General features: G+C 69.9%; 21 protein-coding genes. 7 read left to right on the top strand and 14 right to left on the bottom strand.

Annotation, left to right across the window (positions count from 1 at the left end):
• Window positions 1-23: 23 nt before the first annotated feature.
• Both F3H57_RS01165 and ychF read left to right on the top strand, forming a co-directional pair.
• A complete protein-coding gene (locus F3H57_RS01165; RefSeq protein ID WP_149754040.1) occupies window positions 24-1,394 on the top strand; it encodes an MATE family efflux transporter in 1,371 nt (456 codons plus the stop codon).
• Between the two features lie 233 nt (window positions 1,395-1,627).
• A complete protein-coding gene (gene ychF / locus F3H57_RS01160) occupies window positions 1,628-2,725 on the top strand; it encodes a redox-regulated ATPase YchF (RefSeq protein WP_149754039.1) in 1,098 nt (365 codons plus the stop codon).
• Window positions 2,726-2,737: 12 nt separating this feature from the next.
• On the opposite strand, the gene F3H57_RS01155 is transcribed toward ychF, so the two are convergent.
• From F3H57_RS01155 to F3H57_RS01105, 12 genes are all read right to left on the bottom strand, one after another.
• Window positions 2,738-4,078, bottom strand: a complete 1,341-nt coding sequence (locus F3H57_RS01155) for a CoA transferase (protein WP_149754038.1) — start codon at window positions 4,076-4,078, stop codon at window positions 2,738-2,740.
• Entirely contained in the window at window positions 4,075-4,233 is a 159-nt protein-coding gene (locus F3H57_RS22055; RefSeq protein ID WP_188129568.1) for a hypothetical protein, read from the bottom strand. Before F3H57_RS22055 ends, F3H57_RS01155 begins: the two co-directional genes overlap by 4 nt.
• Complete coding sequence (locus tag F3H57_RS01150) at window positions 4,230-5,522, bottom strand: c-type cytochrome (RefSeq protein WP_149754037.1); 1,293 nt, start codon at window positions 5,520-5,522, stop codon at window positions 4,230-4,232. Before F3H57_RS01150 ends, F3H57_RS22055 begins: the two co-directional genes overlap by 4 nt.
• Complete coding sequence (locus F3H57_RS01145) at window positions 5,522-6,730, bottom strand: formate dehydrogenase subunit gamma (protein ID WP_149754036.1); 1,209 nt, start codon at window positions 6,728-6,730, stop codon at window positions 5,522-5,524. The genes F3H57_RS01150 and F3H57_RS01145 overlap by 1 nt, the downstream gene beginning before the upstream one ends.
• A gap of 49 nt (window positions 6,731-6,779) precedes the next feature.
• Entirely contained in the window at window positions 6,780-7,790 is a 1,011-nt protein-coding gene (locus tag F3H57_RS01140; RefSeq protein WP_149754035.1) for a tetratricopeptide repeat protein, read from the bottom strand.
• A 2-nt stretch (window positions 7,791-7,792) separates the two neighbouring features.
• Window positions 7,793-7,999, bottom strand: coding sequence for a hypothetical protein (locus tag F3H57_RS01135; protein WP_149754034.1), 207 nt, complete (start codon window positions 7,997-7,999; stop codon window positions 7,793-7,795).
• 179 nt (window positions 8,000-8,178) lie between these two features.
• A complete protein-coding gene (fdh3B, locus tag F3H57_RS01130) occupies window positions 8,179-8,772 on the bottom strand; it encodes a formate dehydrogenase FDH3 subunit beta (RefSeq protein WP_149754033.1) in 594 nt (197 codons plus the stop codon).
• Window positions 8,773-8,784: 12 nt separating this feature from the next.
• Entirely contained in the window at window positions 8,785-11,826 is a 3,042-nt protein-coding gene (locus F3H57_RS01125) for a formate dehydrogenase subunit alpha (protein WP_149754032.1), read from the bottom strand.
• A gap of 102 nt (window positions 11,827-11,928) precedes the next feature.
• Complete coding sequence (locus F3H57_RS01120; protein ID WP_149754031.1) at window positions 11,929-12,120, bottom strand: twin-arginine translocation pathway signal protein; 192 nt, start codon at window positions 12,118-12,120, stop codon at window positions 11,929-11,931.
• A 125-nt stretch (window positions 12,121-12,245) separates the two neighbouring features.
• Window positions 12,246-12,857, bottom strand: coding sequence for a TorD/DmsD family molecular chaperone (locus F3H57_RS01115; RefSeq protein ID WP_149754030.1), 612 nt, complete (start codon window positions 12,855-12,857; stop codon window positions 12,246-12,248).
• Complete coding sequence (locus F3H57_RS01110) at window positions 12,854-13,498, bottom strand: DUF3306 domain-containing protein (RefSeq protein WP_149754029.1); 645 nt, start codon at window positions 13,496-13,498, stop codon at window positions 12,854-12,856. The genes F3H57_RS01115 and F3H57_RS01110 overlap by 4 nt, the downstream gene beginning before the upstream one ends.
• The gene (locus tag F3H57_RS01105; RefSeq protein WP_316632241.1) at window positions 13,495-14,079 is read right to left on the bottom strand and encodes a DUF3305 domain-containing protein; all 585 of its coding nucleotides are present in this window, start codon (window positions 14,077-14,079) and stop codon (window positions 13,495-13,497) included. Before F3H57_RS01105 ends, F3H57_RS01110 begins: the two co-directional genes overlap by 4 nt.
• 174 nt (window positions 14,080-14,253) lie before the next feature.
• Between F3H57_RS01105 and F3H57_RS01100 the strand changes: the two genes are divergently transcribed.
• The gene (locus tag F3H57_RS01100) at window positions 14,254-16,221 is read left to right on the top strand and encodes a 4Fe-4S binding protein (protein WP_149754028.1); all 1,968 of its coding nucleotides are present in this window, start codon (window positions 14,254-14,256) and stop codon (window positions 16,219-16,221) included.
• An 11-nt stretch (window positions 16,222-16,232) separates the two neighbouring features.
• Here F3H57_RS01100 and F3H57_RS01095 read toward each other — a convergent pair whose 3' ends face one another.
• Window positions 16,233-16,973 (bottom strand): c-type cytochrome, encoded by a 741-nt coding sequence (locus F3H57_RS01095; protein WP_149754027.1) that lies wholly within the window; start codon window positions 16,971-16,973, stop codon window positions 16,233-16,235.
• Window positions 16,974-17,067: 94 nt separating this feature from the next.
• Between F3H57_RS01095 and F3H57_RS01090 the strand changes: the two genes are divergently transcribed.
• Genes F3H57_RS01090 through F3H57_RS01075 form a run of 4 tightly spaced genes read left to right on the top strand, consistent with a single transcriptional unit; the run spans window position 17,068 to window position 19,503 of the window.
• Entirely contained in the window at window positions 17,068-17,256 is a 189-nt protein-coding gene (locus F3H57_RS01090) for a DUF6494 family protein (RefSeq protein WP_149754026.1), read from the top strand.
• 2 nt (window positions 17,257-17,258) lie between these two features.
• Window positions 17,259-18,329 carry an Mrp/NBP35 family ATP-binding protein gene (locus tag F3H57_RS01085; RefSeq protein ID WP_149754025.1) on the top strand — a complete coding sequence of 357 codons (1,071 nt, stop codon included), beginning with the start codon at window positions 17,259-17,261 and terminating at the stop codon, window positions 18,327-18,329.
• Window positions 18,326-19,027: a biotin/lipoate--protein ligase family protein gene (locus F3H57_RS01080; RefSeq protein WP_149754024.1), complete on the top strand. Its 702-nt coding sequence runs from the start codon at window positions 18,326-18,328 to the stop codon at window positions 19,025-19,027. The genes F3H57_RS01085 and F3H57_RS01080 overlap by 4 nt, the downstream gene beginning before the upstream one ends.
• Window positions 19,024-19,503, top strand: coding sequence for a DUF6505 family protein (locus F3H57_RS01075; protein ID WP_149754023.1), 480 nt, complete (start codon window positions 19,024-19,026; stop codon window positions 19,501-19,503). The genes F3H57_RS01080 and F3H57_RS01075 overlap by 4 nt, the downstream gene beginning before the upstream one ends.
• A gap of 45 nt (window positions 19,504-19,548) precedes the next feature.
• On the opposite strand, the gene F3H57_RS01070 is transcribed toward F3H57_RS01075, so the two are convergent.
• Complete coding sequence (locus tag F3H57_RS01070) at window positions 19,549-21,927, bottom strand: ATP-dependent helicase (protein WP_149754022.1); 2,379 nt, start codon at window positions 21,925-21,927, stop codon at window positions 19,549-19,551.
• Window positions 21,928-21,970: the final 43 nt, after the last annotated feature.

Here is a 21,970-nt window from a genome sequence, read left to right as displayed (position 1 = left end):
GAGGCGCAGCGTAGAGCGCGGCCATGTCCGCCCAGATGCCCTATCCCCAGCACGTCCGCGCGGTGCTGACGCTGGGCCTGCCGCTTGTCGGCGGGCACCTGGCGCAGTTCGCCATCGGGCTGACCGACACGGTGATGATCGGCTGGTACGGGGCGGAAGAACTTGCGGCGCTGACGCTCGCGCATACCGCCTTCATCACGCTGTTCCTGCTGGGCGCGGGGGTGGCCTGGGCGGTGATGCCGATGGTCGCAAGCTACGCCGCGCAGGACGACCAGATGCGGATCCGGCGCGCGACGCGCATGGGCCTCTGGCTGTCGCTGCTCTTCTGCCTCGCGGCCGGGCCGCTCCTGTGGTTCTCCGACCCGCTGCTGCGCGCGCTGGGGCAGGCCGAGAGCGTGGCCGCGAACGCGCAGGTCTACCTGCGCATCGCGCTCTGGGGCATGGCGCCGGCGCTGGGCGTGCTGGTGCTCAAGAGCTACCTCGCCGGGCTCGAGCACACGCGGATCGTGTTCTGGATCACCTGCCTCGCGGCGGTGCTGAACGTCGCGTTCAACTACGTGCTGATCTTCGGCAATCTGGGGATGCCCGAGCTCGGCATCCGCGGCGCCGCCATCGCTTCGGTCCTGACGCACGGGGTGAGCCTGGTCGGAGTCGTCGTCTATGCCAAGGCGAAACTGCCCGAGCACGATCTCTTCGCCCGGTTCTGGCGCGCCGACTGGGAGATGTTCTTCGAGGTCTTCCGCCTGGGCTGGCCGATCGGCCTGACCAACCTGTCGGAGATCGGGCTCTTCGCGGCCTCGGCGCTCATGATGGGCTGGTTGGGAACCGTGCCGCTGGCCGCGCACGGGATCGCGGTGCAGCTCGCCACGGCGGCGTTCATGATCCATGTCGGCCTGTCGAACGCGGCGACGGTGCGGGCAGGCAACGCCTTCGGCCGCCGCGACGCGGCGCACCTGGCGCGCGGTGCCTGGACGGTGCTGGCGATGTCGGCGGTGGCGTCGCTCCTGACCGTCGCGCTGCTTCTCGGCCTGCCCGAGCCGCTGGTGGGCGCCTTCCTCGACCCTGCCGACCCCGACCGGGCGGAGATCGTGGCTTCGGGCGTCGTGCTTCTCGCAGTCGCGGCACTGTTTCAGCTGGTGGACGGCGCGCAGGTGGTGGCGCTGGGACTCTTGCGCGGGGTTCAGGATACGCGCGTTCCGATGCTCATGGCGGCTTTGGCCTATTGGGGCGTCGGTATGCCGGCTGCGTGGGTCTGCGGCTTCGTGTTCGGTTGGGGCGGGCCGGGCGTGTGGTTCGGGCTGGTGGTTGGCCTCAGCGCGGCGGCGGTGATGCTGCTGCTGCGGTTCTGGCGGCAGATCGTGCCGGGGCTGGTGGGTACGGTCCGAGCCGCCTGACGCGGGTGGAGGAGGGAAGAGGGGGCTCTGCCCCCGTCGCCTGCGGCGACTCCCCCGGGATATTTTCGGGCAGATGAATATGCGGGCGGCGCGGAAGGGGCCGGCGGGCGGTCATGCGAGCGCTGCGGCATCGGGCCGGGTGGTCTGGCGGGGGCGCGCCGTCCCGCTTGCACGTGCCGCGCGGCGCGCCTAGACACGCGCCGATACATCACACGAGGCGTGGAGAACGGATCATGGGCTTTCGCATGGGCATCGTCGGCTTGCCGAACGTGGGCAAATCGACGCTCTTCAACGCGCTGACCCGGACCGCCGCGGCGCAGGCGGCGAACTTTCCGTTCTGCACCATCGAGCCCAACGTCGGCGAGGTCGCGGTCCCCGACCGCCGCCTCGACACGCTGGCCGAGATCGCCAAGTCGCGCTCGGTCATTCCGACCCGCCTGACCTTCGTGGATATCGCCGGGCTGGTGAAGGGCGCCTCTAAGGGCGAGGGGCTCGGCAACCAGTTCCTCGCCAATATCCGCGAGGTGGATGCCATCGCCCATGTCCTGCGCTGTTTCGAGGATGGCGACGTCACGCATGTCGAGGGCCGCGTCGATCCGGTCGCGGACGCCGAGACCATCGAGACCGAGCTGATGATCGCCGACATGGAGTCGATCGAGAAGCGGCTGCAGAACATCGTCCGCAAGGTGCGCGGCGGCGACAAGGAGGCGGTGCAGCACGAGCGCCTTCTGAAGGATGCGCTCGCCGCGCTGGAGGACGGCCGGCCGGTTCGTACCGTCGAGGTGGCCGAGGACGACCTCAAGGCCTGGCGGATGCTGCAACTTCTGACGCAGAAACCAGTGCTTTACGTGTGCAACGTGCCCGAGGACGAGGCGGCCACGGGTAACGCGCAATCCGAGCGCGTCGCGGCGATGGCGGCGGAGCAGGGCAATGCGCATGTGGTCATTTCCGCCAAGATCGAGGAGGAAATCAGCCAGCTCGACGCCGAAGCGGCGGAGATGTTCCTGGAGGAGCTCGGCCTGAAGGAGGCGGGGCTCGACCGGCTGATCAAGGCGGGCTACGGGCTGCTGCGCCTCGAGACCTACTTCACCGTCGGTCCCAAGGAAGCGCGCGCCTGGACGATCCCGATAGGCACGCTGGCGCCGCAGGCGGCGGGCGTGATCCACGGCGATTTCGAGAAGGGCTTCATCCGGGCCGAGACCATCGCCTACGACGATTTCGTGGAACTGGGCGGCGAGCAGGGGGCCAAGGACGCGGGCAAGATGCGCGCGGAGGGCAAGGCCTACCGGGTGAAGGACGGCGACGTTCTGCACTTTCTCTTCAACACCTGACGAACCGGGCCGTCAGGCGGCGTTCGGCCAGTCGGGCGCGGATGCGCCGAGGGGTTCCGCCGGGCGCGACCAGCGCATCGGTATCCCGTCCATCTCGAGCGCCGGACGCAGGCGCCGCGCCGGGCCCCAGGCCGTGTACTCCTGAGCGCTTGCGAGGTCGCCCGGCTCCGGCGCCGTGCCGAGCGTGCCGGGGTCGTCCTGCCGGTGGGCCTTCAACTGCTCCGCCGTCCGGGCCAGCGACAGCCGCGCGACCCGCGCCCGGCCGTTCAGCAGCTTCAGCGCCGCCGCAGCGATCAGGTAGCCGGTCGCGTGGTCGAGAGCTTGTACCGGCAGCGGCGTGGGCCTGTCGGCGCCGGCCCAGCCCATGCCCGCCTCGGCGATGCCGCTGCTCATCTGCACGAGCGAATCGAAGCCGCGCCGCCCGGTCCAGGGCCCGGTCCAGCCATAGGCGCAGAGCGTGACCTCGCGCAGAGCGGGGTTCAGCGCGGCGCGCGTCTCGGCCCCGTAGCCGAGCCCGTCCAGCGCGCCGGGCCGGTAGCCGTGCACCAGGAGGTCCGCCTCGGCCAGGCGCCGCTCGAACAAGGCGCGGTCTTCGGTGGTGGCCAAGTCGAGCCGTGCGCAGGCCTTGCCGAGCGTGACGTCCGGCACGACGTTCGCCTCGTCGAACCCGGGCGGGTCGATGCGCAGCACGCGCGCCCCGTAACCGGCCAGCGCTCGGGTGCCCACCGGCCCGGCGAGCACGCGCGTGAGGTCCAGCACCTTGAGACCGGCCAGCGGGCGCGCCTCCGGGCCGAGCGTCGGCGGTGGGTGCGCCGCGCCCTCGAAGGCGACGAGCGGCTCGGCCGTCACGGCGGCGCCCTGCGGGTGGGCGGCCCATTCCGCCGCGCTGCGCATCGCGGCCGCGGCGCCGCCTTCGGCCACGACCGCGGTCTCCAGCGCGTCGGCGTCCCAGTCGGCGACGGCGCCGGCCACCGCGTTCCGTTCGGCCGCGACGCCAAGAGCGCGCAGCGCGGCGTCGCGGTGATGCGGCGCGTTGGTGTGCAGGCGGATCCAGCCGCCGCCGCGCGTGGCGTAATCGCCGGCGAGAGGGTCCCAGACCGGCGGCAGCGCCCAGCCCTCGGGCTGGATCGACCGCGCCGCCCAGAGCGAGGCGAGCCGCTGGTCCACGCGCACCGGGGCCGTTCCGCCGACAAGGTCCCGCAGCGCCGCGCCGAGCGCCGCCTGCGACGCCGCCAGGAGGTCTGTCGTCCGGAAGGCGGAGGGCAGGGCGCCGTCGCCCGCGACCTCGATGCCCGACGGGGAGAGGCCGAGCGCCTCCAGCACGCGCCCGGTCAGCCCGTCCGGTGCGGTCATTCGTCCTCGTCGTCGGGGCCGGACCCGCCGAGGCGCACCGCCTCGCCGCTGGCGGCGCGGTCGGCCGCGCTCCAGTCGACGATATGGGTGAGGGTATACCAGGCGCCCACGGTGATCACCGCGGTCGCGGCAAAGGCCAGAAGCATCGCTTTCATTCGTCGGTCTCCTTGGGGGGCGTGTCGGTCGCGGTGGCGCGGGCCAGAAAGTCCACGAGGTCGGCGCGGTCCTCGGGCCGGGCGATCCGCTGCATCGGCATCTTGGTGCCCGGCAGGTAATGGTCCGGCCCGACATCGAAGAGCGCGTCAATGGTCTCCGCGGTCCAGAGGAGGCGGCTGTCCTCGAGCGCATCGGAATAGCGGTAGCCCGGCACGCCGCCCGCCTCGCGCCCGAAGAGCCCGGCCAGCGGCGGGCCGGCGCGGCGGCCGCCGTCGCCGGTCAGCGTGTGGCAGATGGAGCACTTGCGCTGGAACTGTCGTTCGCCGTTGGACATGGTTTCGGGCGCGCGCAGGAAGCTTTCGTTCCCGGTCGGCATTGCTTCGGCCTCCCCGAGCGCGGCGAGCGGCCAGGTGTGGACGGCCTTGTCGAGCCCGGCGGCATAGAGCGTGCCCCCGTCCGGCGCGAAGGCGAGCGCCCAGATCGGCCCGTGCTGCGTGGCGCGGAAATCGTGCGCGACGGACCAGTCGGCGGTGCCGGCGACGAGGATGAAGCCCTCGCCGTCGCCCACCGCCAGCGCCTCCCCGTCCGGGGTGGCGGCGAGCGCGAGGATCGGCCGGCGCCCGGCGGAGAGGTCGGCGATCTCCTCCCCGGTCTCGGGCGAGACGATGCGGGTGGCGCCGTCCACGGCGCCGTAGGCGAGCCAGCCTGCCGCTTCGTCGAGCACGATCTCGTTGATGCCGAAGCCGTGGTTCACCAATGTACGGATCTCGGTGCCCTCGGCCACGTCCCAGACGCGCACCGTCCCGTCGGCCGAAGCGGACAGGAGCCGCGCGCCGCCTTCCGCGAATGTCACGTCGTTCACCGGCCCGTCATGGCCGGTCAGCACGCGGGCCTTCCCCCCGGACCAGAGCCGCACGGTTCCGTCCCAGCTGGCCGAAGCGATGATGTCGCCGGCGGCCGAGAGTCCCATGACCTTGCCCTGGTGGCCGCTCAACCGCTCGACCGTGCCCTCCGGCAGGTTCCAGCGGATCACGTCGAAATCGTCGGCGCCCGACAGGAGAGTGTCGTCGCCGGCGAAGCGCACCACGTTCACCGCCGCCTCGTGGGCCTCCAGCCAGTGGGGTTCGCCCTCCTGCCAGAGGCCGACCGAGTTGTCGAAGCTCGCCGTCGCGACCTGGCCGCCCGCATCGACGTCGATGCCCATGACGGGGCCGCCGTGGCCGGTCAGCGTCTCCGCGGCGGCCGGACCGCAGAGCGCTGCGGCGAGCGCGATGCCGAGCGGCCGCATCACTCCGCCGGTGTCGCACCCTTGGGCGCGACCTCACCCTCCTGGCGCTTCTCCTCGTACCAGATGGAATGGTGCTCAGCGGCCCATTGCTCTTCCACGTCGCCCTTGCCCATGGCGTCCCAGGCGCCCTCCATCCCGATCGAGCCGATGTAGATATGCGCCAGCACGATGGCCATGAGGACGAAGCCGACGATGGCGTGCCAAAGCTGCGCATACTGCATCTCCGCGTGGGGCGACAGCGCGACCGGCAGCGGATCGAAGCCGAACCACCCGGGCACGCCGAGCGCGTTGATCTTCTCGAACGTGGGCGCGAACATCGGCAACTCGAACGGGAAGAGCAGCGACAGACCCGAAGCGGAGATCGACGCGCCGAGGATCACCACCGACCAGAAGATCATCTTCTGGCCCGCGTTGAACTTCTTGGCCGGCGGGTGCCCCTTCACCAGCAGGCCGCCGCCCTTGGCGATCCACTTGGCGTCGGTCTTGTCGGGGATGTTGTGCCAGACCCAGGCGACGAAGATCCACACGAGCGCCAGCATGAACGCCCAGGAGACGTTGTTGTGGATCCACTTCGACGCGATGGCGAGGGTCGCGAACGCCTCGTGCCCGAAGGCGGGGATCAGAAACTTGCGCCCCATCAGCGTCAGGAGCCCGGTGATGCCGAGCAGGATGAACGAACTCGCCAGCAGCCAGTGGCCGAAGCGTTCCCACCCGGTGAAGCGCAGGATGCGGCGGCCGGTCTTCTGCCCGTCGATGCGGATGCGGCCCTTGACCAGGTAGAACAACGCCAGAAGAGCGATCGTGCCCAGCAGCAGCCATCCGCCCCAGGTGATCAGCGGCCCCTCGCGCCATTGCAGCCACTGCATGCCGCGGTCCTGCATGATGACATCGGCGGCCGGGCCGCGGGCCTGGGTGGTGATTTCGCGGTTGTCGAAGCGGAAGGCGCGCCAGAGGTCGGCGTCGGACGATCCGCCGAGCGTGCCGAGCGGGTCGTCGGATGCGCCCGGGGCAACGCCTTCGCCGGTCATCGCGCGGCGGCCCTCCTGGTCGACCTGCTGGCCCTCCTGGCGGCGCAGGATGTCCTCGAGTGTCGGGGTGCTGCCTTCGGTAGCAGGCTCCACGCTGCCGGGCGCATCGACCGCCTGCGCAAGGGCGGGCGCGGTCGGCGCCAAGGCAAGAAGTGCAAGCAGGACAAGCGCGCGCAACATGTTCGGACCCTCCAGGTGGCTGTGATCGGCCGGGCCGATCGGCTGCCGGTTATTCGTAGTCGGCTTCGAGTAAATGATAGAGTCTTTTGTAGGCATGCAAAGCTGCATCGGTGTCGCCAAGCGCCTCGTAGGACTCGGCGATTAGTCGTAGAAACTGCCGCTCGAGAAGGGGATGCGTCATCTCGCGGGCGATCATCAGTCCGCGGTCGGCGGCGCGCAGCGCGGCCTGCATCTGCCCACCGTCGGCTTCCAGCAGCGCGATCTGGCGCAGCACCTGGCAGAGCACGCGGCGGTCGCCGTCCGCCTCGGCGATGGCACGGCCCTCCGCGAGATAGGTGCGCGCGCGGTCATGCGCGCCGCGCACCCGGTGGCAGGCGCCCAGAACCTCCAGCGCATAGGGCAGGATCACGCGGTTAGAATGCGCCCGGGCGCCCGATACAGCGCGCATGGCATGGCTCATCGCCTCTTCGAAGGCCTGGTCGGCCTCGAACAGCCGCGCCAGATCGTGGTGCACGCGCGCGACCTCCGGGCCCTCCGCGATCGACATGGCCTTGAGCAGCGTCTCCGCTGCCGGTTTCATGTGCCGGCCCTGGCGCAGGACCGCGGCCTGCGCGCACAGCAGGTCGATCCGGGTGGCCACCGCCTCGTCCGCGCCGATCGCCTCGAATCCCGCCTCGATCGATGCGCGTGCAAGGTCGCGCCGGCTGCGCGCGTAATAGATGTTGGCAAAGACCGCCTGAACGTCGCCGACCGCGACGCTCATGCGCGGCGCGTCCTTCAGGATCTCCAGCGCTTCGGCGGCGAAGTCGGCGGCCTCGTCGAGTTCACCGCTCCATTGCGCCTGCCAGGCCAGCGTGCGGCAGGCGAGTCCGACGCTCGGCCCCTGTCTGCCCTGCGGCAGGCGCAGGCTGAGCACCTCGCGGGCCAGATCTGTGCTCTGCTTGCGGTCTTCCCAGCGGACGGCCCAGGCCTGCCGGTTGATGAGCCCGGCATGGACCGGCGAGGCGGTCGGCGCGGTGGCGCCGTCCTGCCTGTCGACCTTCCAGGACGGTGTTGTCATGATCAGCGTCTGGGCCTGTAGAGATCGAGTGGAATGGCGTTGCCCGGCAGCGCATCCTCGTTGGCGCTCCGTGTGTCCAGCGTGTGTTTGTAACGTTCGATCAACTTGTCGATGTCATGCGCCATCTCGGGGTGTTCGCACTCCCGCAGGAAATCCCGGATGTCCTCAAGTACCGGTCGGATCCATTCGGTGCGCATCGGGTCACTCATATTCCCTCACTTATGCCTTCCACATGTCGGGCCGGTCGGGCGCTCGGCCCGGCGGGACCGATGGTGAGCGACTGACGCGATATGCCGGCCCGTGCTCGAGCCAGAATTACAGAAAGCCGCCCCGCTACAATCGTCGCGGGACGGGCAATCCGATCATTATACCAGATAGCGTACCGAGGTCATCCGCCTTTCTGGTCGTACGCCGTCCCCCAGCCCCATGCACCGGAGCCGAAGCCGCGGGCGACCACGCGTTCGCGGTAGACGTTTGCGACAATGTCGCCGTCGCCTGCCAGCAGAGCCTTGGTGGAGCACATCTCGGCGCAGATCGGCAATTTTCCTTCGGCGATGCGGTTGCGGCCGTATTTCTGGAACTCCGCCTGCGACATGTCGTCCTCGGGTCCGCCGGCGCAGAAGGTGCATTTGTCCATCTTGCCGCGGCTGCCGAAATTTCCGGCCTGCGGGTATTGCGGCGCGCCGAACGGGCAGGCGTAGAAGCAGTAGCCGCAGCCGATGCACAGGTCCTTGGAGTGCAGGACCACGCCGTCCGAGGTCTGGTAGAAGCAATCCACCGGGCAGACGGCCATGCAGGGCGCGTCCGAGCAGTGCATGCAGGCGACCGAGATCGACCGCTCGCCCGGCTGGCCGTCCTGGATCGTCACCACGCGGCGGCGGTTGATGCCCCAGGGGACCTCGTGCTCGTTCTTGCAGGCTGTGACGCAGGCGTTGCACTCGATGCAGCGTTCGGCGTCGCAGAGAAACTTCGCTCGTGCCATTGATCTAACTCCTTACGCTGCCACGATCTTGCAGAGGGTGGCCTTGGTTTCCTGCATCTGGGTGACGCTGTCGTAACCGTAGGTCTGCGCTGTGTTGCAGCTCTCGCCCAGGACATAGGGATCGGCACCTTCCGGGTACTTGGATCGCAGATCCTCGCCCTGCCAGAAGCCGCCGAAGTGGAAGGGCATGAAGGCCACGCCTTCGCCCACGCGCTCGGTGACCATGGCCATGACGCGCACGCGCCCGCCCTCGGGGCCCTCGACCCAGACCATCGACCCGTCGCGGATGCCGAGGTTGTTGGCGTCGCGGGTGTTGATCTCCACGAACATGTCCTGCTGCAGCTCGGCGAGCCACGGGTTCGACCGCGTCTCGTCGCCGCCGCCCTCGTACTCGACCAGCCGGCCGGAGGTCAGCGTGATCGGGTAGTCGCCGCTGAAATCCGTCTCCTGGATCGAGCGGTACATGGTCGGCAGGCGCCAGAACTTCTTGTCCTCGTAGGTCGGGTAGTCGGCCACGAGATCGTAGCGCGGCGTGTAGAGCGGCTCGCGGTGGATCGGCACCGGGTCGGGGAAGGTCCAGACCACGGCGCGGGCCTTGGCGTTGCCGTAGGGCGCGCAGCCATGGGCGATGGCGACCCGCTGGATGCCGCCCGAAAGGTCGGTCTTCCAGTTCACGCCGCCGACGGCGTTGTTGTAGTCGGACTGCACCGGGCCGGATTGCGACTGCTCGCCCACGTCGTCGCTGTTGGACGAATTGTTCGATGCGTTCTGCTGGTCGTTCGGCTGACCGGACTGGCTCGATCCGTCTGGGCGTTCGCCCTCGTAGCCGGCAATCCGCTCGATCACGCCGCGCTCTTCGTCGGTGAGGTCGCCGTCCCATCCGAGATCGACGAGCATCTGCATGGTGAACTCGGGATAGCCGTCCTCGATCTCCGAGCCGACCGGCGCGACACCTTCGGCCAGAAGGTTGTCGCCGTCACGCTCCACGCCGAAGCGGGCGCGGAAGCCCATGCCGCCGTCCGACACCGGCTTGGAGATGTCGTAAAGGTTCGGAGAGCCGGGATGGTTCATCTCGGGGGTGCCCCAGCTCGGCCACGGCAGGCCGTAATAATCGCCGTCCGCCGGACCGCCCATGGCCTTGAGCGTGGTGCGGTCGAAGGTGTGCTGGTTCTGCATGTGCGTGCGCATCCGCTCCGGCGACTGGCCGGTATAGCCGATGGTCCACATGCCGCGGTTGAACTCGCGGGTGATGTCCTCGATCAGCGGCTCGTCGCCGTTCACCTCGATGTTCCGGAAGAGCCGGTCGGTGAAGCCGAACTTGTCGGCGAAGAGCTTCATGATCGTGTGGTCGGTCTTCGATTCGAAGATCGGGTCGACGACCTTCTCGCGCCATTGCAGCGACCGGTTCGACGCGGTCACGGAGCCGTAGGTCTCGAACTGCGTCGCGGCGGGCAGAAGGTAGAGCCCGTCGGTGCGGTCCTGCATCACCGCCGTCACGGTCGGGTAGGGGTCCACCACGACCAGCAGGTCGAGCGCCTCCATCGCCGTCTTCATCTCGGGCAGGCGGGTCTGCGAGTTCGGCGCATGACCCCAGAACACCATCGCGCGGGTCTTGTTGGGCTGCGCGATGTTCTCCGCGTCCTCCAGCACGCCGTCGATCCAGCGCGACACCGGGATGCCGGTGACGTTCATCATCGGCACGTTGTCTTTGCCGCCGTCCGAGGCGGTCTCCTGGCTGAAGCGGCCCTTGAGCCAGTCGAGATCCTCTTCCCAGACGCGCGCCCAGTGCGAATAGGCGCCTTCCGACAGACCGTAATAGCCCGGCAGCGTGTCGGCCAGAACGCCAAGGTCGGTCGCGCCCTGCACGTTGTCGTGGCCGCGGAAGATGTTGGTGCCGCCGCCCGCGGCGCCCATGTTGCCGAGCGCGAGCTGCAGGATGCAGTAGGCGCGGGTGTTGTTGTTGCCGTTGGTGTGCTGGGTGCCGCCCATGCACCAGATCACCGTGCCGGGGCGGTTGTTGGCCAGCGTGCGCGCCACCCGCTCAAGCTGCGATCCGGGCGTGCCGGTCACGCGCTCGACCTCTTCGGGGGTCCAGCGGGCGACCTCTTCGCGGATCTCGTCCATGCCCCAGACGCGGGTGCGGATGAACTCCTGGTCCTCCCAGCCATTCTCGAAGATGTGCCACAGGATGCCCCAGACGAGCGCCACGTCCGTGCCCGGGCGGAAGCGCACGTATTCGTCCGCATGTGCGGCGGTACGCGTGAAACGCGGGTCGCACACGATCAGCGGCGCGTTGTTCTGCTCCTTCGCCTTGAGAAGGTGCAGCAGCGACACCGGGTGCGCCTCGGCCGGGTTGCCGCCGATCACGAAGATCGCGCGGGAATTGTGGATGTCGTTGTAGGAGTTCGTCATGGCGCCGTAGCCCCATGTGTTCGCAACGCCCGCAACAGTGGTCGAATGGCAGATCCGCGCCTGGTGGTCGACGTTGTTGGTGCCCCAGTAGGCGGCGAACTTGCGGAAGAGATACGCCTGTTCGTTGTTGTGCTTCGCGGAGCCGAGCCAGTAGACCGAATCCGGGCCGCTTTCCTCGCGGATCGACATCATCCGGTCGCCGATCTCGTCGATCGCCTGCTCCCAGGAGATGCGGACCCACTCGCCGCCTTCCTTCTTCATCGGGTACTTGAGGCGCCGCTCCCCGTGCGTGTGCTCGCGCACCGACGCGCCCTTGGCGCAATGGGCACCGAGGTTGAACGGGCTGTCCCAGCCGGGCTCCTGGCCGGTCCACACGCCGTCCTGCACCTCTGCGATGACCGTGCAGCCGACGGAGCAGTGGGTGCAGACCGATTTGACCGTCTCGACCGCGCCCTGCGCGGCGGTCTGGGCGGTGGCCTTCGTCACCGATCCGCCCGTGGCGGCGATGGCGGCAAGCCCGCCGACGGCAAGGCCGGAGCCGCGCAGGAAGGCGCGGCGGTCGACGGCGCTGCCGGCCACCTCGGACAGAAGGCCCGCGGGCCGGGTGCGACGGGCGACACCGTTGGATTTCTTGCGAAGCATGGTTCCCTCCATGGCTGACCCCTGCGGACGCCGGTGGCGGCGGGGGCTTGGCTGCCGGGGCGGCGCGCGCCCCTGGCCCTTATCGGGGTGCGGCGCCGCCGCTCAGAAGCGGGCGGTGTCGTAATAGGCGCGGGTATGCGCGGTATCGGCGAGGCCCTTGTGCGGCCCGGCTGCTTCGGCGGCCTCGGTCTCGGTGCCCGACACGGCGGCGGCGGCGAGCGCCGCAGGCGCGGCGGTGCCGGCAAGTTTGAGGAAGCTGCGGCGGCCGGTATCGGCCTTGTCGGTGTCGGACATGGGTCATCCTCCCTTTCGTCGCTTGCCCGGGGCGCCTCTGGCGCGGTCTCCGGGGTGGCTGCGTGTCCCGCGGCGGCCCTGCCGCAGGTCGTCTTCGCGGGCCGACCGGCCCGCACGTGCCGGGCTTAGCCGGGCGTCAGTCGGAATGCCTCGCGCTCGATCTCGACAAAGGCGCGGCCGGCGGTGCCGAGCGGTGCGTAGAGGTCGGCGCCCTTGGCCTTTTCGAGATCGGCGAAGAAGTGGCCCGCCCAGGGGGCCACGTGCCGGTTGAAGAAGGTGCGCTGATCGTCGAGCGAGGCCGGCACGCCGAAGCGGCCGACGATCAACCCGCCCATCACCTCCAGCAGCGTGGCGATGTTGTCCTCGGGTTCGAACACGTTGGGCGCGCGGGCGATGGCGCGGGCGCGCATGTCGCGGCGCAGCGTCGCCAGCGGCTTCTCGTTCAGAAACCCGGTGAGGTAATAGCTCGCGTAGGGCAGAAGCTCCCCCCGGCCGAGGCCGATGAAGAGCGCGTTGAACTCGCGCCGCGCCGATATCTCGTCAGTCTCGGCCGCCCGCGCCGCAAGTGCCGCGATGGCGCGGCCGAGATCGGTGTCGTCGTCCCCCTCGAGCGTGGCGGTCTGGTCCAGAAGCGATGCCTCGGGCGGACGCGCGAGCATCAGGCCCAGGTAATTGTAGAGGTCGGCGCGAAGCCTGTCCTCGGCGCTCACCTCGTGGTGTGTGGCGGCGTGTGTCATTCCATCCCCTGATCGAAGCGGAACCGCATGCGCCTTGGGGGCAGGGGCCGCGCCTCGTCATATTGTTGTGTCCCCTCAGAGCCTTCCGAACCTACTGCCACTTTGGTCGTAGATGCAGGCGCGGCATGGCTGGCCTCTTGTGTATCGCTGCATTCCTCTGCGAGTTCTTCCGTGTCCGGTATTTCTTCCGGTAAATCGTCGCCCTCCGCGACACTCTGACCCGGCTGCGGATCGGCGGGCCCGGCGTCCTTCGCGAGCGCCTCCACATGGGCGCGCAGGCCGCGCCCGACCTGGTAGGCGGTCTTCACCCCCGGGGCGTCGGTGACGGCGTTGGTGTAGTCGTCGTCGTAGTCGTTCAGCCCGTCGACGCAGGCCAGCACCGGGTTCGAACCCCAGAGCTTGCGCAGCGCCCGGCGGCGCAGCCGTTCGGGGATCTCGCGGCGCATGAAGCCGACGACGCGGTCCCCGGGGCGCAGGTCGTCCGGGTCCGGCAGGCCGAACTCGGCCAGGATCTCCTCGTCGGTCTTCTCGGCGACCGCCTCGGCGCGCGCCTCGGTGGCGCGATCCTCCTCGGCGCGGGCCTCGGCGGCCTCTTCGGCGGCGACGGCGGCGCGGCGGCGGGACCAGAAATTGCCCTTCATGTGCCCCCCTCTCCGCGCGGCCCGGTCGGCGCGCGGTAGACGTCGCTGGCCTGCGCGATGCGCGGATCGCCGATGCCGTCTTGCCGGCGCTCCGTCCAACCGGTGCGCTGGCGCTTCACGAACGGCTCCTCGACGTGGTGGGAGGCGACCCAGGTGCCGACCCAGGCGGCGACACCCTGCGGCATCGGCACCTTCTCGACGATTTCCTCGCCGCTCGTCTCGAACAGCGCGGCCTCGTGCGGGGAGGCGGTGACGAGATGCACCGACCACGGCATCGTGGCGCCCCGCGCCGCCGCGCGCAGGATGACGTAGACGCACGGCTTGGTATCCGAGAGCGCGACGCGATAGGCCTCCGTCTCTCCGCGGTAGAGCGTCAGGGGAACGGTCGCGGCGTGATACTCCGTCGCTTCGCCGTCCTCGCGCAGGATCTGCCAGTCGGCCGCCTCCGCGCCCGGAAGGATCGCGACCGGCCGCCAGGACCACGCCGCCCACCGGGTCACGCCGGGCTGGCGTCGGACCACAACGCCGACCGGCATGGAGGTGCTGCGGCGGGTGTCCGCGGCGCGAACTGTGTCGGGCAAGGTGTCCTCCGCAAGCCGGTTCCTGATATTTGATCACCTTAGCGAGCGCACCTTGCGGCAGGCAAGCGCAGCCGCTACGAATCTGCGAGCAATTCCGTATATCGTGAACCGGGTCTTCGCGACGTGCCGGCCGCCCGGCCGGGCTCTGCGACGCATCCCCGGGGGAGGCTCCACATGCCCAAACGCATCCTTCTGTGCGACTGCCTCGGCAGCCAGTCGCTCGACCCTGCCGCGATCGCCGCGGCGACGGGGCTGGAGGCCACCCGAGTGCACACCGCCCTGTGCATGGCCGAGGCCGCGGCCGCCGCGCGCGAGATCGGCGACGGCGAGGCGCTGGTCGCCTGCGGGCAGGAGGGCGCCTTCTTCGACATGCTGGCCGAGGAACTCGGCATCGACGCCCCGCCGCGCGTCGACCTGCGCGACCGCGCGGGCTGGACGGCGGACGGCGCGGGCGCCGGCGCGAAACAGGCCGCGCTTGCGGCAGAGGCGCTGGTGGCGCAGCAGGCGCCGCGCACGCTCGACGTCGTGTCGGAGGGCACCTGCCTCGTGGTCGGGCCGGGCGAGGCGGCGTTCGAGGCCGCCGCGCGGCTTTGCGATGCGCTCGCCGTCACGGTGCTGCAGACTGACGCGGAGGATCCGCCGGCCGACCGCCGTTTCGACATCGTGCGCGGACGGCTGGCCCGCGCCGCCGGCGCGCTCGGCGGGTTCGAACTGCGCATCGACGCCTTCCAGGAACTCGTGCCGGGCGGGCGCGGCGCCTTCGGGTTCTCGCAGGCACAGGACGGCGCGCGCTCCCAGTGCGACGTGATCGTTGACGTCACGGGCGGCACGGCGCTCTTTCCGGCCCCCGAGAAGCGCGAGGGCTACCTGCGCGCCGATCCGCGCCGCCCCGGCGCGCTGGCCGAGACCTGCGCCGCCGCGCGCGAGATGATCGGCACGTTCGAGAAACCGCTCTACCTGCGCACCGAACCGGCGCTCTGCGCCCATTCGCGGGCGCGGCAGACCGGCTGTACCAAGTGCCTCGACATCTGCCCCACGGGGGCGATCGCGCCGGACGGCGACCACGTCCGCGTGGATCCGATGATCTGCGCCGGCTGCGGCGCCTGCGCTTCGCTCTGCCCCTCGGGCGCGATCACCTACGACATGCCGCCGCCCTCGGCGGTGTTCCGGCGGCTCGAGACGCTGGCGCGCACCTTCCGCAAGGCGGGCGGGTCGGCGCCGCGCCTGCTGGTGCACGACGCCGCGCATGGCGGCGAGATGATCCGCCTCTCGGCGCGGTTCGGCCGCGGCCTGCCCGCGGACGTGATCCCGTTCGAAGAGGATGCCATCGCCGCCTTTGGCCATGCAGAGGCGCTGGCCGCGCTCTCGGCCGGCTTCGCGGGCGTCGACATCCTGCTCTCGCCCCGGACTGAACGGCCGACACCCGAGGGCGAGGCGGCGCTCGCCAACGCGCTGGCGGGGGCCGAGAAGGTGCGCCTTCTCGACTCTGCAGATCCCGACGCGCTGGAAGAGGCGCTCTACGAGGCCGACAAGGCAGAGGCGGTGGCGGAGCCGTCGCTGTCGCTCGGCACCCGCCGGCAGGTGGCGCGGCTCGCGGCGCAGACGCTCCAACCGGGTGGCGGCGTGGTGAACCTGCCCGAGGGCGCGCCCTACGGCGCGGTGCTGTGCGACACGGATGCCTGCACGCTGTGCCTGGCCTGCGTGTCGCTCTGCCCGTCGGGGGCGCTTGGCGACAACCCGGACCGGCCGCAGCTGCTGTTCCAGGAGGATGCCTGCCTGCAATGCGGCATTTGCGCCTCGGCCTGCCCGGAGAACGCGATCACGCTGGAGCCGCGCATGAATCTCGCGCCCGAGGCGCTGTCGCAGCAGGTCCTGCACGAGGAGGAGCCGGCGGCCTGCATCGAATGCGGCGCGCTCTTCGGGGTGCAGTCGACCATCGACAGGATCGTGGCGCAGCTTGCCGGCAAGCATGAGATGTTCGCCAGCGAGGGCGCCGCCCGGATGATCCGCATGTGCGACGATTGCCGCGTGCGGGCGCAGTACCACGCCAGCAACAACCCCTTCGCCGCAGGCGAGCGGCCGCGCCCGCGCACCACGCAGGATTACCTCGACACCGGCCCGTCGAAGCGTCGCGACCACTGAGGCGCGGCGCCTCAGCGCGCCTCGATCGGCGCTCCGAGGTCGGCGGGCGGGATCGCGCCCACATAGGCGACGATGTCGTCGAGCTCGTCCAGGGTCATCTCCAGCGGCACGATGGGGGAGGGCTGGTGCGCGGCGAAGGGTGCGGTGACCTCGTCGATCTGCGTAAAGGCGGGATGCGGGTTGAGCGCGTAGAACGCGGCAAACCGCTCCGCCCAGTCCGGGAAGGTCCGCAGGACCGAGAAGGACGGGGTGGAGCCGATGGCGCCCATCCGGTCCGCGTCGTCGACCACGTGGCAGCGCCCGCAATGCAGCTTTGCGAGCGTAGCACCTTCGGACGCATCCCCATCGGGCACCGGGCCGGTCTCGGCCTTCGCGGGTCGCGTCTCGGCCGAGAACGGGGTGCGGCCGGCGACCTCGTAGCTCTCTACCGTGCGCCGCCCGATGTCCGAGCGCAGCCAGTCCGCGAAGGCGGCCGCGTCGGGATCGTCGCCGGTGTCGAGATGCCAGGCCCGCTCGGGCCCCTCGAACACCACCGCGCCCTCGGCGCCGAAGCGCGCGTCGGCCGCCGCGCCCGGCGCCACGCGCACCACCTGCGTTGCCGTCTTTAGCGAAAATCGCGGCGCGAGGTAGTCGATCAGTCCGCTGTCGACCAGGGCCTCGGGCACCGCGAGCCGGAAGCGCCTGTCGCTGTCTTCCTGTGCCCCGGCCGACCCGCAAGAGAGCGCGGCCGCGAGGATCATCGCCCGGCGCATCGGAACTCTCCTCCCCGGTCGTGACTTGCAAGCCTATGGGGGGTGTCCTACACCCGTCAATGCTTCACAGACTGGCACCCGAAGGAGGGCCGAGATGAGCGACGACTTCAATATGTCCATGCGCAAGTTCCTCAAGCAGCTTGGGGTCACCTCCCAGCAGGCGATCGAGGAAGCGGTGCGCGAGGCAGGCGGTCCCGAGGGCAAGGTCTACAACGCCAAGGCCGTCGTGACGGTCGAGGGGCTCGACGTCGAGCACGTTGTCACCGGCACGATCAAGGGGTGAGTGTGGCTCTGACTCGCGATGCGGTACTGACCGCGCTCAAGGATATCTCGGACCCGGTCTCGGGGAGCGACGTGGTCGCCGCCGGGATCATCCGTGCGCTCAACGTCGAGGGCGGAACCGTGCGTTTCGTGCTCGAGATCGACCCGGCCAAGGCCGAAACCTACAACCCCGTGCGCGACGCCTGCGAGGCGGCGGTCAAGGCGCTGGATGGGGTGGAGACGGTGTCGGCGGTGCTGACCGCGCATTCCGCGCCGAAGCCGCCGCCGGACCTGAAGGCGCAGAAGGCCGCGCAGCAGCCGCAAGGGCCGCAGAAGGTGGCCGGCATCGACCGGATCATCGCCGTCGCCTCGGGCAAGGGCGGCGTCGGCAAGTCCACCGTCTCGGTCAACCTGGCCTGCGCCCTCGCGGCCGAAGGCCGGCGCGTCGGGCTTCTCGATGCGGACGTCTACGGCCCCTCGCAGCCGCGGATGCTGGGCGTGTCGGGCCGGCCGGCCAGCCCGGACGGCAAGACCATCCTGCCGCTGCGCAACCACGGCGTCACCATGATGTCGATCGGCCTGATGACCAACGAACGCGAGGCGGTCGTCTGGCGCGGGCCGATGCTGATGGGTGCGCTGCAGCAGATGATGGGCCAGGTCCAGTGGGGGGCGCTCGACGTGCTGATCGTCGACCTGCCGCCGGGCACCGGCGACGTGGCGATGACGCTGGCGCAGAAATACGCGCTGGACGGCGCGCTCGTGGTCTCAACGCCGCAGGACGTGGCGCTGCTCGATGCGCGCAAGGGCATGAACATGTTCGAGAAACTCGGCACGCCGATCTACGGGCTGATCGAGAACATGTCGACGCATATCTGCTCCAATTGCGGTCACGAGGAGCACATCTTCGGTCATGGCGGCGTCGCGGCGGAGGCGGAGTCGATGGGCGTGCCGCTTCTTGCCGAAATCCCGCTGCACCTCGACATCCGCACGAGCTCGGACGGCGGCGCGCCGATCGTTGTGTCGAAACCCGACAGCCCGCAGGCGACGGCCTTCCGCGACATCGCCCGGCGGCTGGTCGAAGCGGGGCAGGCATGAGTTTCGAGCCAAGCTTCCCCCCGATGCTCGATGGCAGGGCGGTGCCCGAGCCGCCCTTCGATGCCGCGATCCGCGCCGCCGCCACCGGCGCGGAGGCGGGGCTCGTCCTGTACGATCCGTCGGCGGCGGACCTCGCCGTCTCGCTGGTGCTGGTGCCCGAGGTGCCGATCGAGGACAGCGCGGTGATGCTGCCGCTCGCCGGTGTGGCGCTGCAGAACGCGCTGGGCGCGCTCGGCCCTGCGGAGCTGCCGGTGCATCTGGGCTGGGACGGCACCGTCTACGTCAATGGCGGGCGCTGCGGCCGCGTGCGCGCGGCGGTGCCGGAAACGTCGCCCGGCGCGGCACCCGACTGGCTCGTCCTCGGGGCGGAGCTGCGCTTCCGGCCGGTGGGCGACGGCGGCGAGGCCCCCGAGGAGACCGCGCTCCATGCCGAAGGTTGCGGCGATCTCACGCCGATGGACCTCACCGAGTCCTGGGCGCGTCACGCACTTCTCTGGATACACGGCTGGGAGGAGGACGGCGTCGCGCCGCTCCACCGCGAATGGTCGGGCCTCGCCCGCGGCATGGGCGAGCCGATCGAGGTGGCCGGCCGCACGGGCACATTCCTGGGCCTGGACGAACGGCTCGGGCTCCTGCTGAAGACCGAGGCGGGCGCCACCGAGGCGCTGCCGCTTACCGAACTGCTGGAGGTGCGATGAAGCTCGCCCGGGCGATCCATTTCGACGAAAGCGACACGCGGGTCTTCGCCAAGCCGGCGCGGACCGGCGAATGGTGTATCGCGGGCGGATTCGAGTTCTCCAACTGGACCGAGGGCGATCTTGCCGGCAAGGCGCGACAGGCCTTCGCCAACGGTTGGCTCGGGGCCGAGACCTTCGGTCGCGTCACCTTCGTCGCCGTCACGGTCTGCGAGCCGGCGGAGCGCGAGCGCCTGGTGGAGCAGTTGGCGCAGCACTTCGTCGACATCTACGGCGCGCCGAGCCGCGAGGCCGCCCGCGACGTGGCGGCGGGCGAGATCGACGACATGGCGGAACTCTGCGAGGATTTCGCGCCGAACACGCTGCTGACCGTGTCGCGGGAACTGACGGAGGGCGGGGTCCGCGAAGCGTTCCGCGCCATCGACGCGGCCGAGGCGGACCTGTCGCAGATCGCCATTCACGGCAGCCTCGACGACTGAGCGGGGCGGGGCGCCGGCAGGGCGGGCAATCTGCCCATCGCCGCGTCAGAACGGTACGTCGTCGGCGGCGCAGATGAAGCGCGACACCACCTTCTTGGTGCCCGCCTTCTCGAAGGCGACCTCGACCTTGTCGCCCTCTATGCCGGTGACCGCGCCGTAGCCGAATTTCTGGTGGAAGACCCGCTCGCCGATCTCGTAGGCGGCGACGGCGGTCATGTCGATCACCTGGTTGCGCGTCTCGCGCGGCTGGCTCATCGGCCGTTCGCCCGACCGCGACTGCAATCGCTTCCAGCCCGGCGAATTGTAGACGTCGGCCCTTTGCGCCCGGTCGTCGATGTTCGATTGCTGCCGCGCCATGATGTCGGGCGAGGCGCTCGCCGCCATACCGGCCGCGCCGTAGCCGCCGCCATAAAGGCCCGGCGGCGTCAGCACCTCCACATGCGCCTCGGCCAGCTCGTCGATGAAGCGCGAGGGCATCTGGCTCTGCCATTGCCCGAAGACCCGGCGGTTGCCCGCAAAGGAGATGGTGCACACTTCCTCGGCCCGCGTGATGCCCACATAGGCGAGCCGGCGTTCCTCCTCGAGGCCCTTCACGCCGGATTCGTCCATGGAGCGCTGCGAGGGGAAGAGCCCGTCCTCCCAGCCCGGCAGGAACACCGCCGGAAACTCCAGCCCCTTGGCGGCGTGCAGCGTCATGATCGACACCTTGGCGCCGCCGTCGTCGCTTTCGTTGTCCATCACGAGGCTGACATGCTCGAGAAAGCCCTGCAGGTTCTCGAACCCTTCCAGCGCCTTGACCAGTTCCTTGAGGTTCTCCAGCCGGCCCGGCGCCTCGGGCGTCTTGTCGTTCTGCCACATCGCCGTGTAGCCGGATTCGTCGAGGATCTGCTCGGCCAGCTCCATATGCGTGAGCTCGGCATTGCCGACAAGCCGCCCCCAGCGGTCGAGATCGTCCACCAGCACCCGCAGCGCCGCGCCGCCCTTGCCGCGGATCGCCTCTTCGGCCACGGCGATGCGCGCACCTTCCACCAGCGACACGCCCCGGTCGCGCGCGGTGCGCTGGATCGTCTGCTGCGCCTTGTCGCCGAGGCCCCGCTTGGGCGTGTTCACGATACGCTCGAACGCCAGATCGTCCTCGGCCGACACGACCAGCCGGAAATAGGCCATCGCGTCGCGGATCTCCATCCGCTCGTAGAAGCGGGGGCCGCCGATCACGCGGTAGGGCAGGCCGATGGTCAGGAACCGGTCCTCGAAGGCGCGCATCTGATGCGAGGCGCGCACGAGTATCGCGCAATCGTCGAGGCTGAAGGGCCGCATCCCGCGCGTGCCCTGCTGCATCGCCTCCAGTTCCTCGCCGACCCAGCGGGCTTCCTCGTCGCCGTCCCAGTGGCCGATCAGGCGGACCTTCTCGCCGGCCTCGGCCTCGGTCCAGAGGGTCTTGCCCAGCCGGCCCGCGTTTCCCGCGATGACCGAGGACGCGGCGGCGAGGATATGCGGCGTCGAGCGGTAGTTCTGTTCCAGCCGCACCACGTGGGCGCCGGGAAAGTCCTTCTCGAACCGCAGGATGTTGCCGACCTCGGCGCCGCGCCAGCCGTAGATCGACTGGTCGTCGTCGCCGACGCAGCAGATGTTCCTGTGCCCGCCGGCCAGCAGGCGCAGCCACATGTACTGCGCGACGTTGGTGTCCTGATACTCGTCCACGAGGATGTAGCGGAACCAGCGCTGGTACTGCGCCAGCACGTCCTCGTGGGTCTGGAAGATCGTCACGACGTGCAGAAGCAGGTCGCCGAAATCGACGGCGTTCAGCTCCTTCAGGCGCGCCTGGTATTCGGCGTAGAGGCGCGGGCCTTCGTGGTTGTAGGCGCCGGCCTCGGCGGCGGGCACCTTCGCGGGCGTGATCGCGCGGTTCTTCCAGCCGTCGATGATGTTGGCCAGCTGCCGCGGCGGCCAGCGCTTGTCGTCGATGTTCGACGCCTGGACGAGCTGTTTCAGAAGCCGAAGCTGGTCGTCGGTGTCGAGTATGGTGAAGTTCGACTTGAGGCCCACAAGCTCGGCGTGCCGGCGCAGAAGCTTCACGCAGATCGCGTGGAAGGTGCCGAGCCACGGCATCCCCTCGATTGTCTGGCCGAGCATCTGGCCCACGCGGTTCTTCATCTCGCGCGCGGCCTTGTTGGTGAAGGTCACGGCAAGGATCTCGTTCGGCCGCGCCTTGCCCTGGTTCAGAAGGTGCACGATCCGCGCGGTCAGAGCCTTGGTCTTGCCGGTGCCGGCGCCGGCGAGCATCAGGACCGGCCCGTCGAGCGTTTCCACCGCCTCGCGTTGGGCGGGGTTGAGACCGTCGAGATACGGGGCGGGTCGCGCCTGCATTGCCCGCGCCGAAAGCGACGCGGCCTCGAAGGCGTCCATGTCGTCGAAACTGCTCATGGCGCGAAGATAGCGCCGAAGCGGTGCGAGATAAAGCGCCGTT

The organism is Roseivivax sediminis, from assembly GCF_900112685.1.
Taxonomy (GTDB): Bacteria; Pseudomonadota; Alphaproteobacteria; order Rhodobacterales; family Rhodobacteraceae; genus Roseivivax; species Roseivivax sediminis.
This window is presented reverse-complemented; position numbering and strand designations above follow the sequence as displayed.

Bases quoted from the DNA above. Each gene is read 5' to 3' on its own strand.
- F3H57_RS01080 (WP_149754024.1), top strand. From the start codon at position 18,326: ATGAGTTTCGAGCCAAGCTTCCCCCCGATGCTCGATGGCAGGGCGGTG.
- F3H57_RS01120 (WP_149754031.1), bottom strand. From the start codon at position 12,120: ATGTCCGACACCGACAAGGCCGATACCGGCCGCCGCAGCTTCCTCAAA.
- F3H57_RS01135 (WP_149754034.1), bottom strand. From the start codon at position 7,999: ATGAGTGACCCGATGCGCACCGAATGGATCCGACCGGTACTTGAGGAC.
- F3H57_RS22055 (WP_188129568.1), bottom strand. From the start codon at position 4,233: ATGAAAGCGATGCTTCTGGCCTTTGCCGCGACCGCGGTGATCACCGTG.
- F3H57_RS01150 (WP_149754037.1), bottom strand. From the start codon at position 5,522: ATGCGGCCGCTCGGCATCGCGCTCGCCGCAGCGCTCTGCGGTCCGGCC.
- F3H57_RS01075 (WP_149754023.1), top strand. From the start codon at position 19,024: ATGAAGCTCGCCCGGGCGATCCATTTCGACGAAAGCGACACGCGGGTC.
- F3H57_RS01155 (WP_149754038.1), bottom strand. From the start codon at position 4,078: ATGACCGCACCGGACGGGCTGACCGGGCGCGTGCTGGAGGCGCTCGGC.
- F3H57_RS01115 (WP_149754030.1), bottom strand. From the start codon at position 12,857: ATGACACACGCCGCCACACACCACGAGGTGAGCGCCGAGGACAGGCTT.
- F3H57_RS01070 (WP_149754022.1), bottom strand. From the start codon at position 21,927: ATGAGCAGTTTCGACGACATGGACGCCTTCGAGGCCGCGTCGCTTTCG.
- F3H57_RS01100 (WP_149754028.1), top strand. From the start codon at position 14,254: ATGCCCAAACGCATCCTTCTGTGCGACTGCCTCGGCAGCCAGTCGCTC.
- F3H57_RS01110 (WP_149754029.1), bottom strand. From the start codon at position 13,498: ATGAAGGGCAATTTCTGGTCCCGCCGCCGCGCCGCCGTCGCCGCCGAA.
- F3H57_RS01095 (WP_149754027.1), bottom strand. From the start codon at position 16,973: ATGCGCCGGGCGATGATCCTCGCGGCCGCGCTCTCTTGCGGGTCGGCC.
- fdh3B (WP_149754033.1), bottom strand. From the start codon at position 8,772: ATGGCACGAGCGAAGTTTCTCTGCGACGCCGAACGCTGCATCGAGTGC.
- F3H57_RS01145 (WP_149754036.1), bottom strand. From the start codon at position 6,730: ATGTTGCGCGCGCTTGTCCTGCTTGCACTTCTTGCCTTGGCGCCGACC.
- F3H57_RS01125 (WP_149754032.1), bottom strand. From the start codon at position 11,826: ATGCTTCGCAAGAAATCCAACGGTGTCGCCCGTCGCACCCGGCCCGCG.
- ychF (WP_149754039.1), top strand. From the start codon at position 1,628: ATGGGCTTTCGCATGGGCATCGTCGGCTTGCCGAACGTGGGCAAATCG.
- F3H57_RS01165 (WP_149754040.1), top strand. From the start codon at position 24: ATGTCCGCCCAGATGCCCTATCCCCAGCACGTCCGCGCGGTGCTGACG.
- F3H57_RS01090 (WP_149754026.1), top strand. From the start codon at position 17,068: ATGAGCGACGACTTCAATATGTCCATGCGCAAGTTCCTCAAGCAGCTT.
- F3H57_RS01140 (WP_149754035.1), bottom strand. From the start codon at position 7,790: ATGACAACACCGTCCTGGAAGGTCGACAGGCAGGACGGCGCCACCGCG.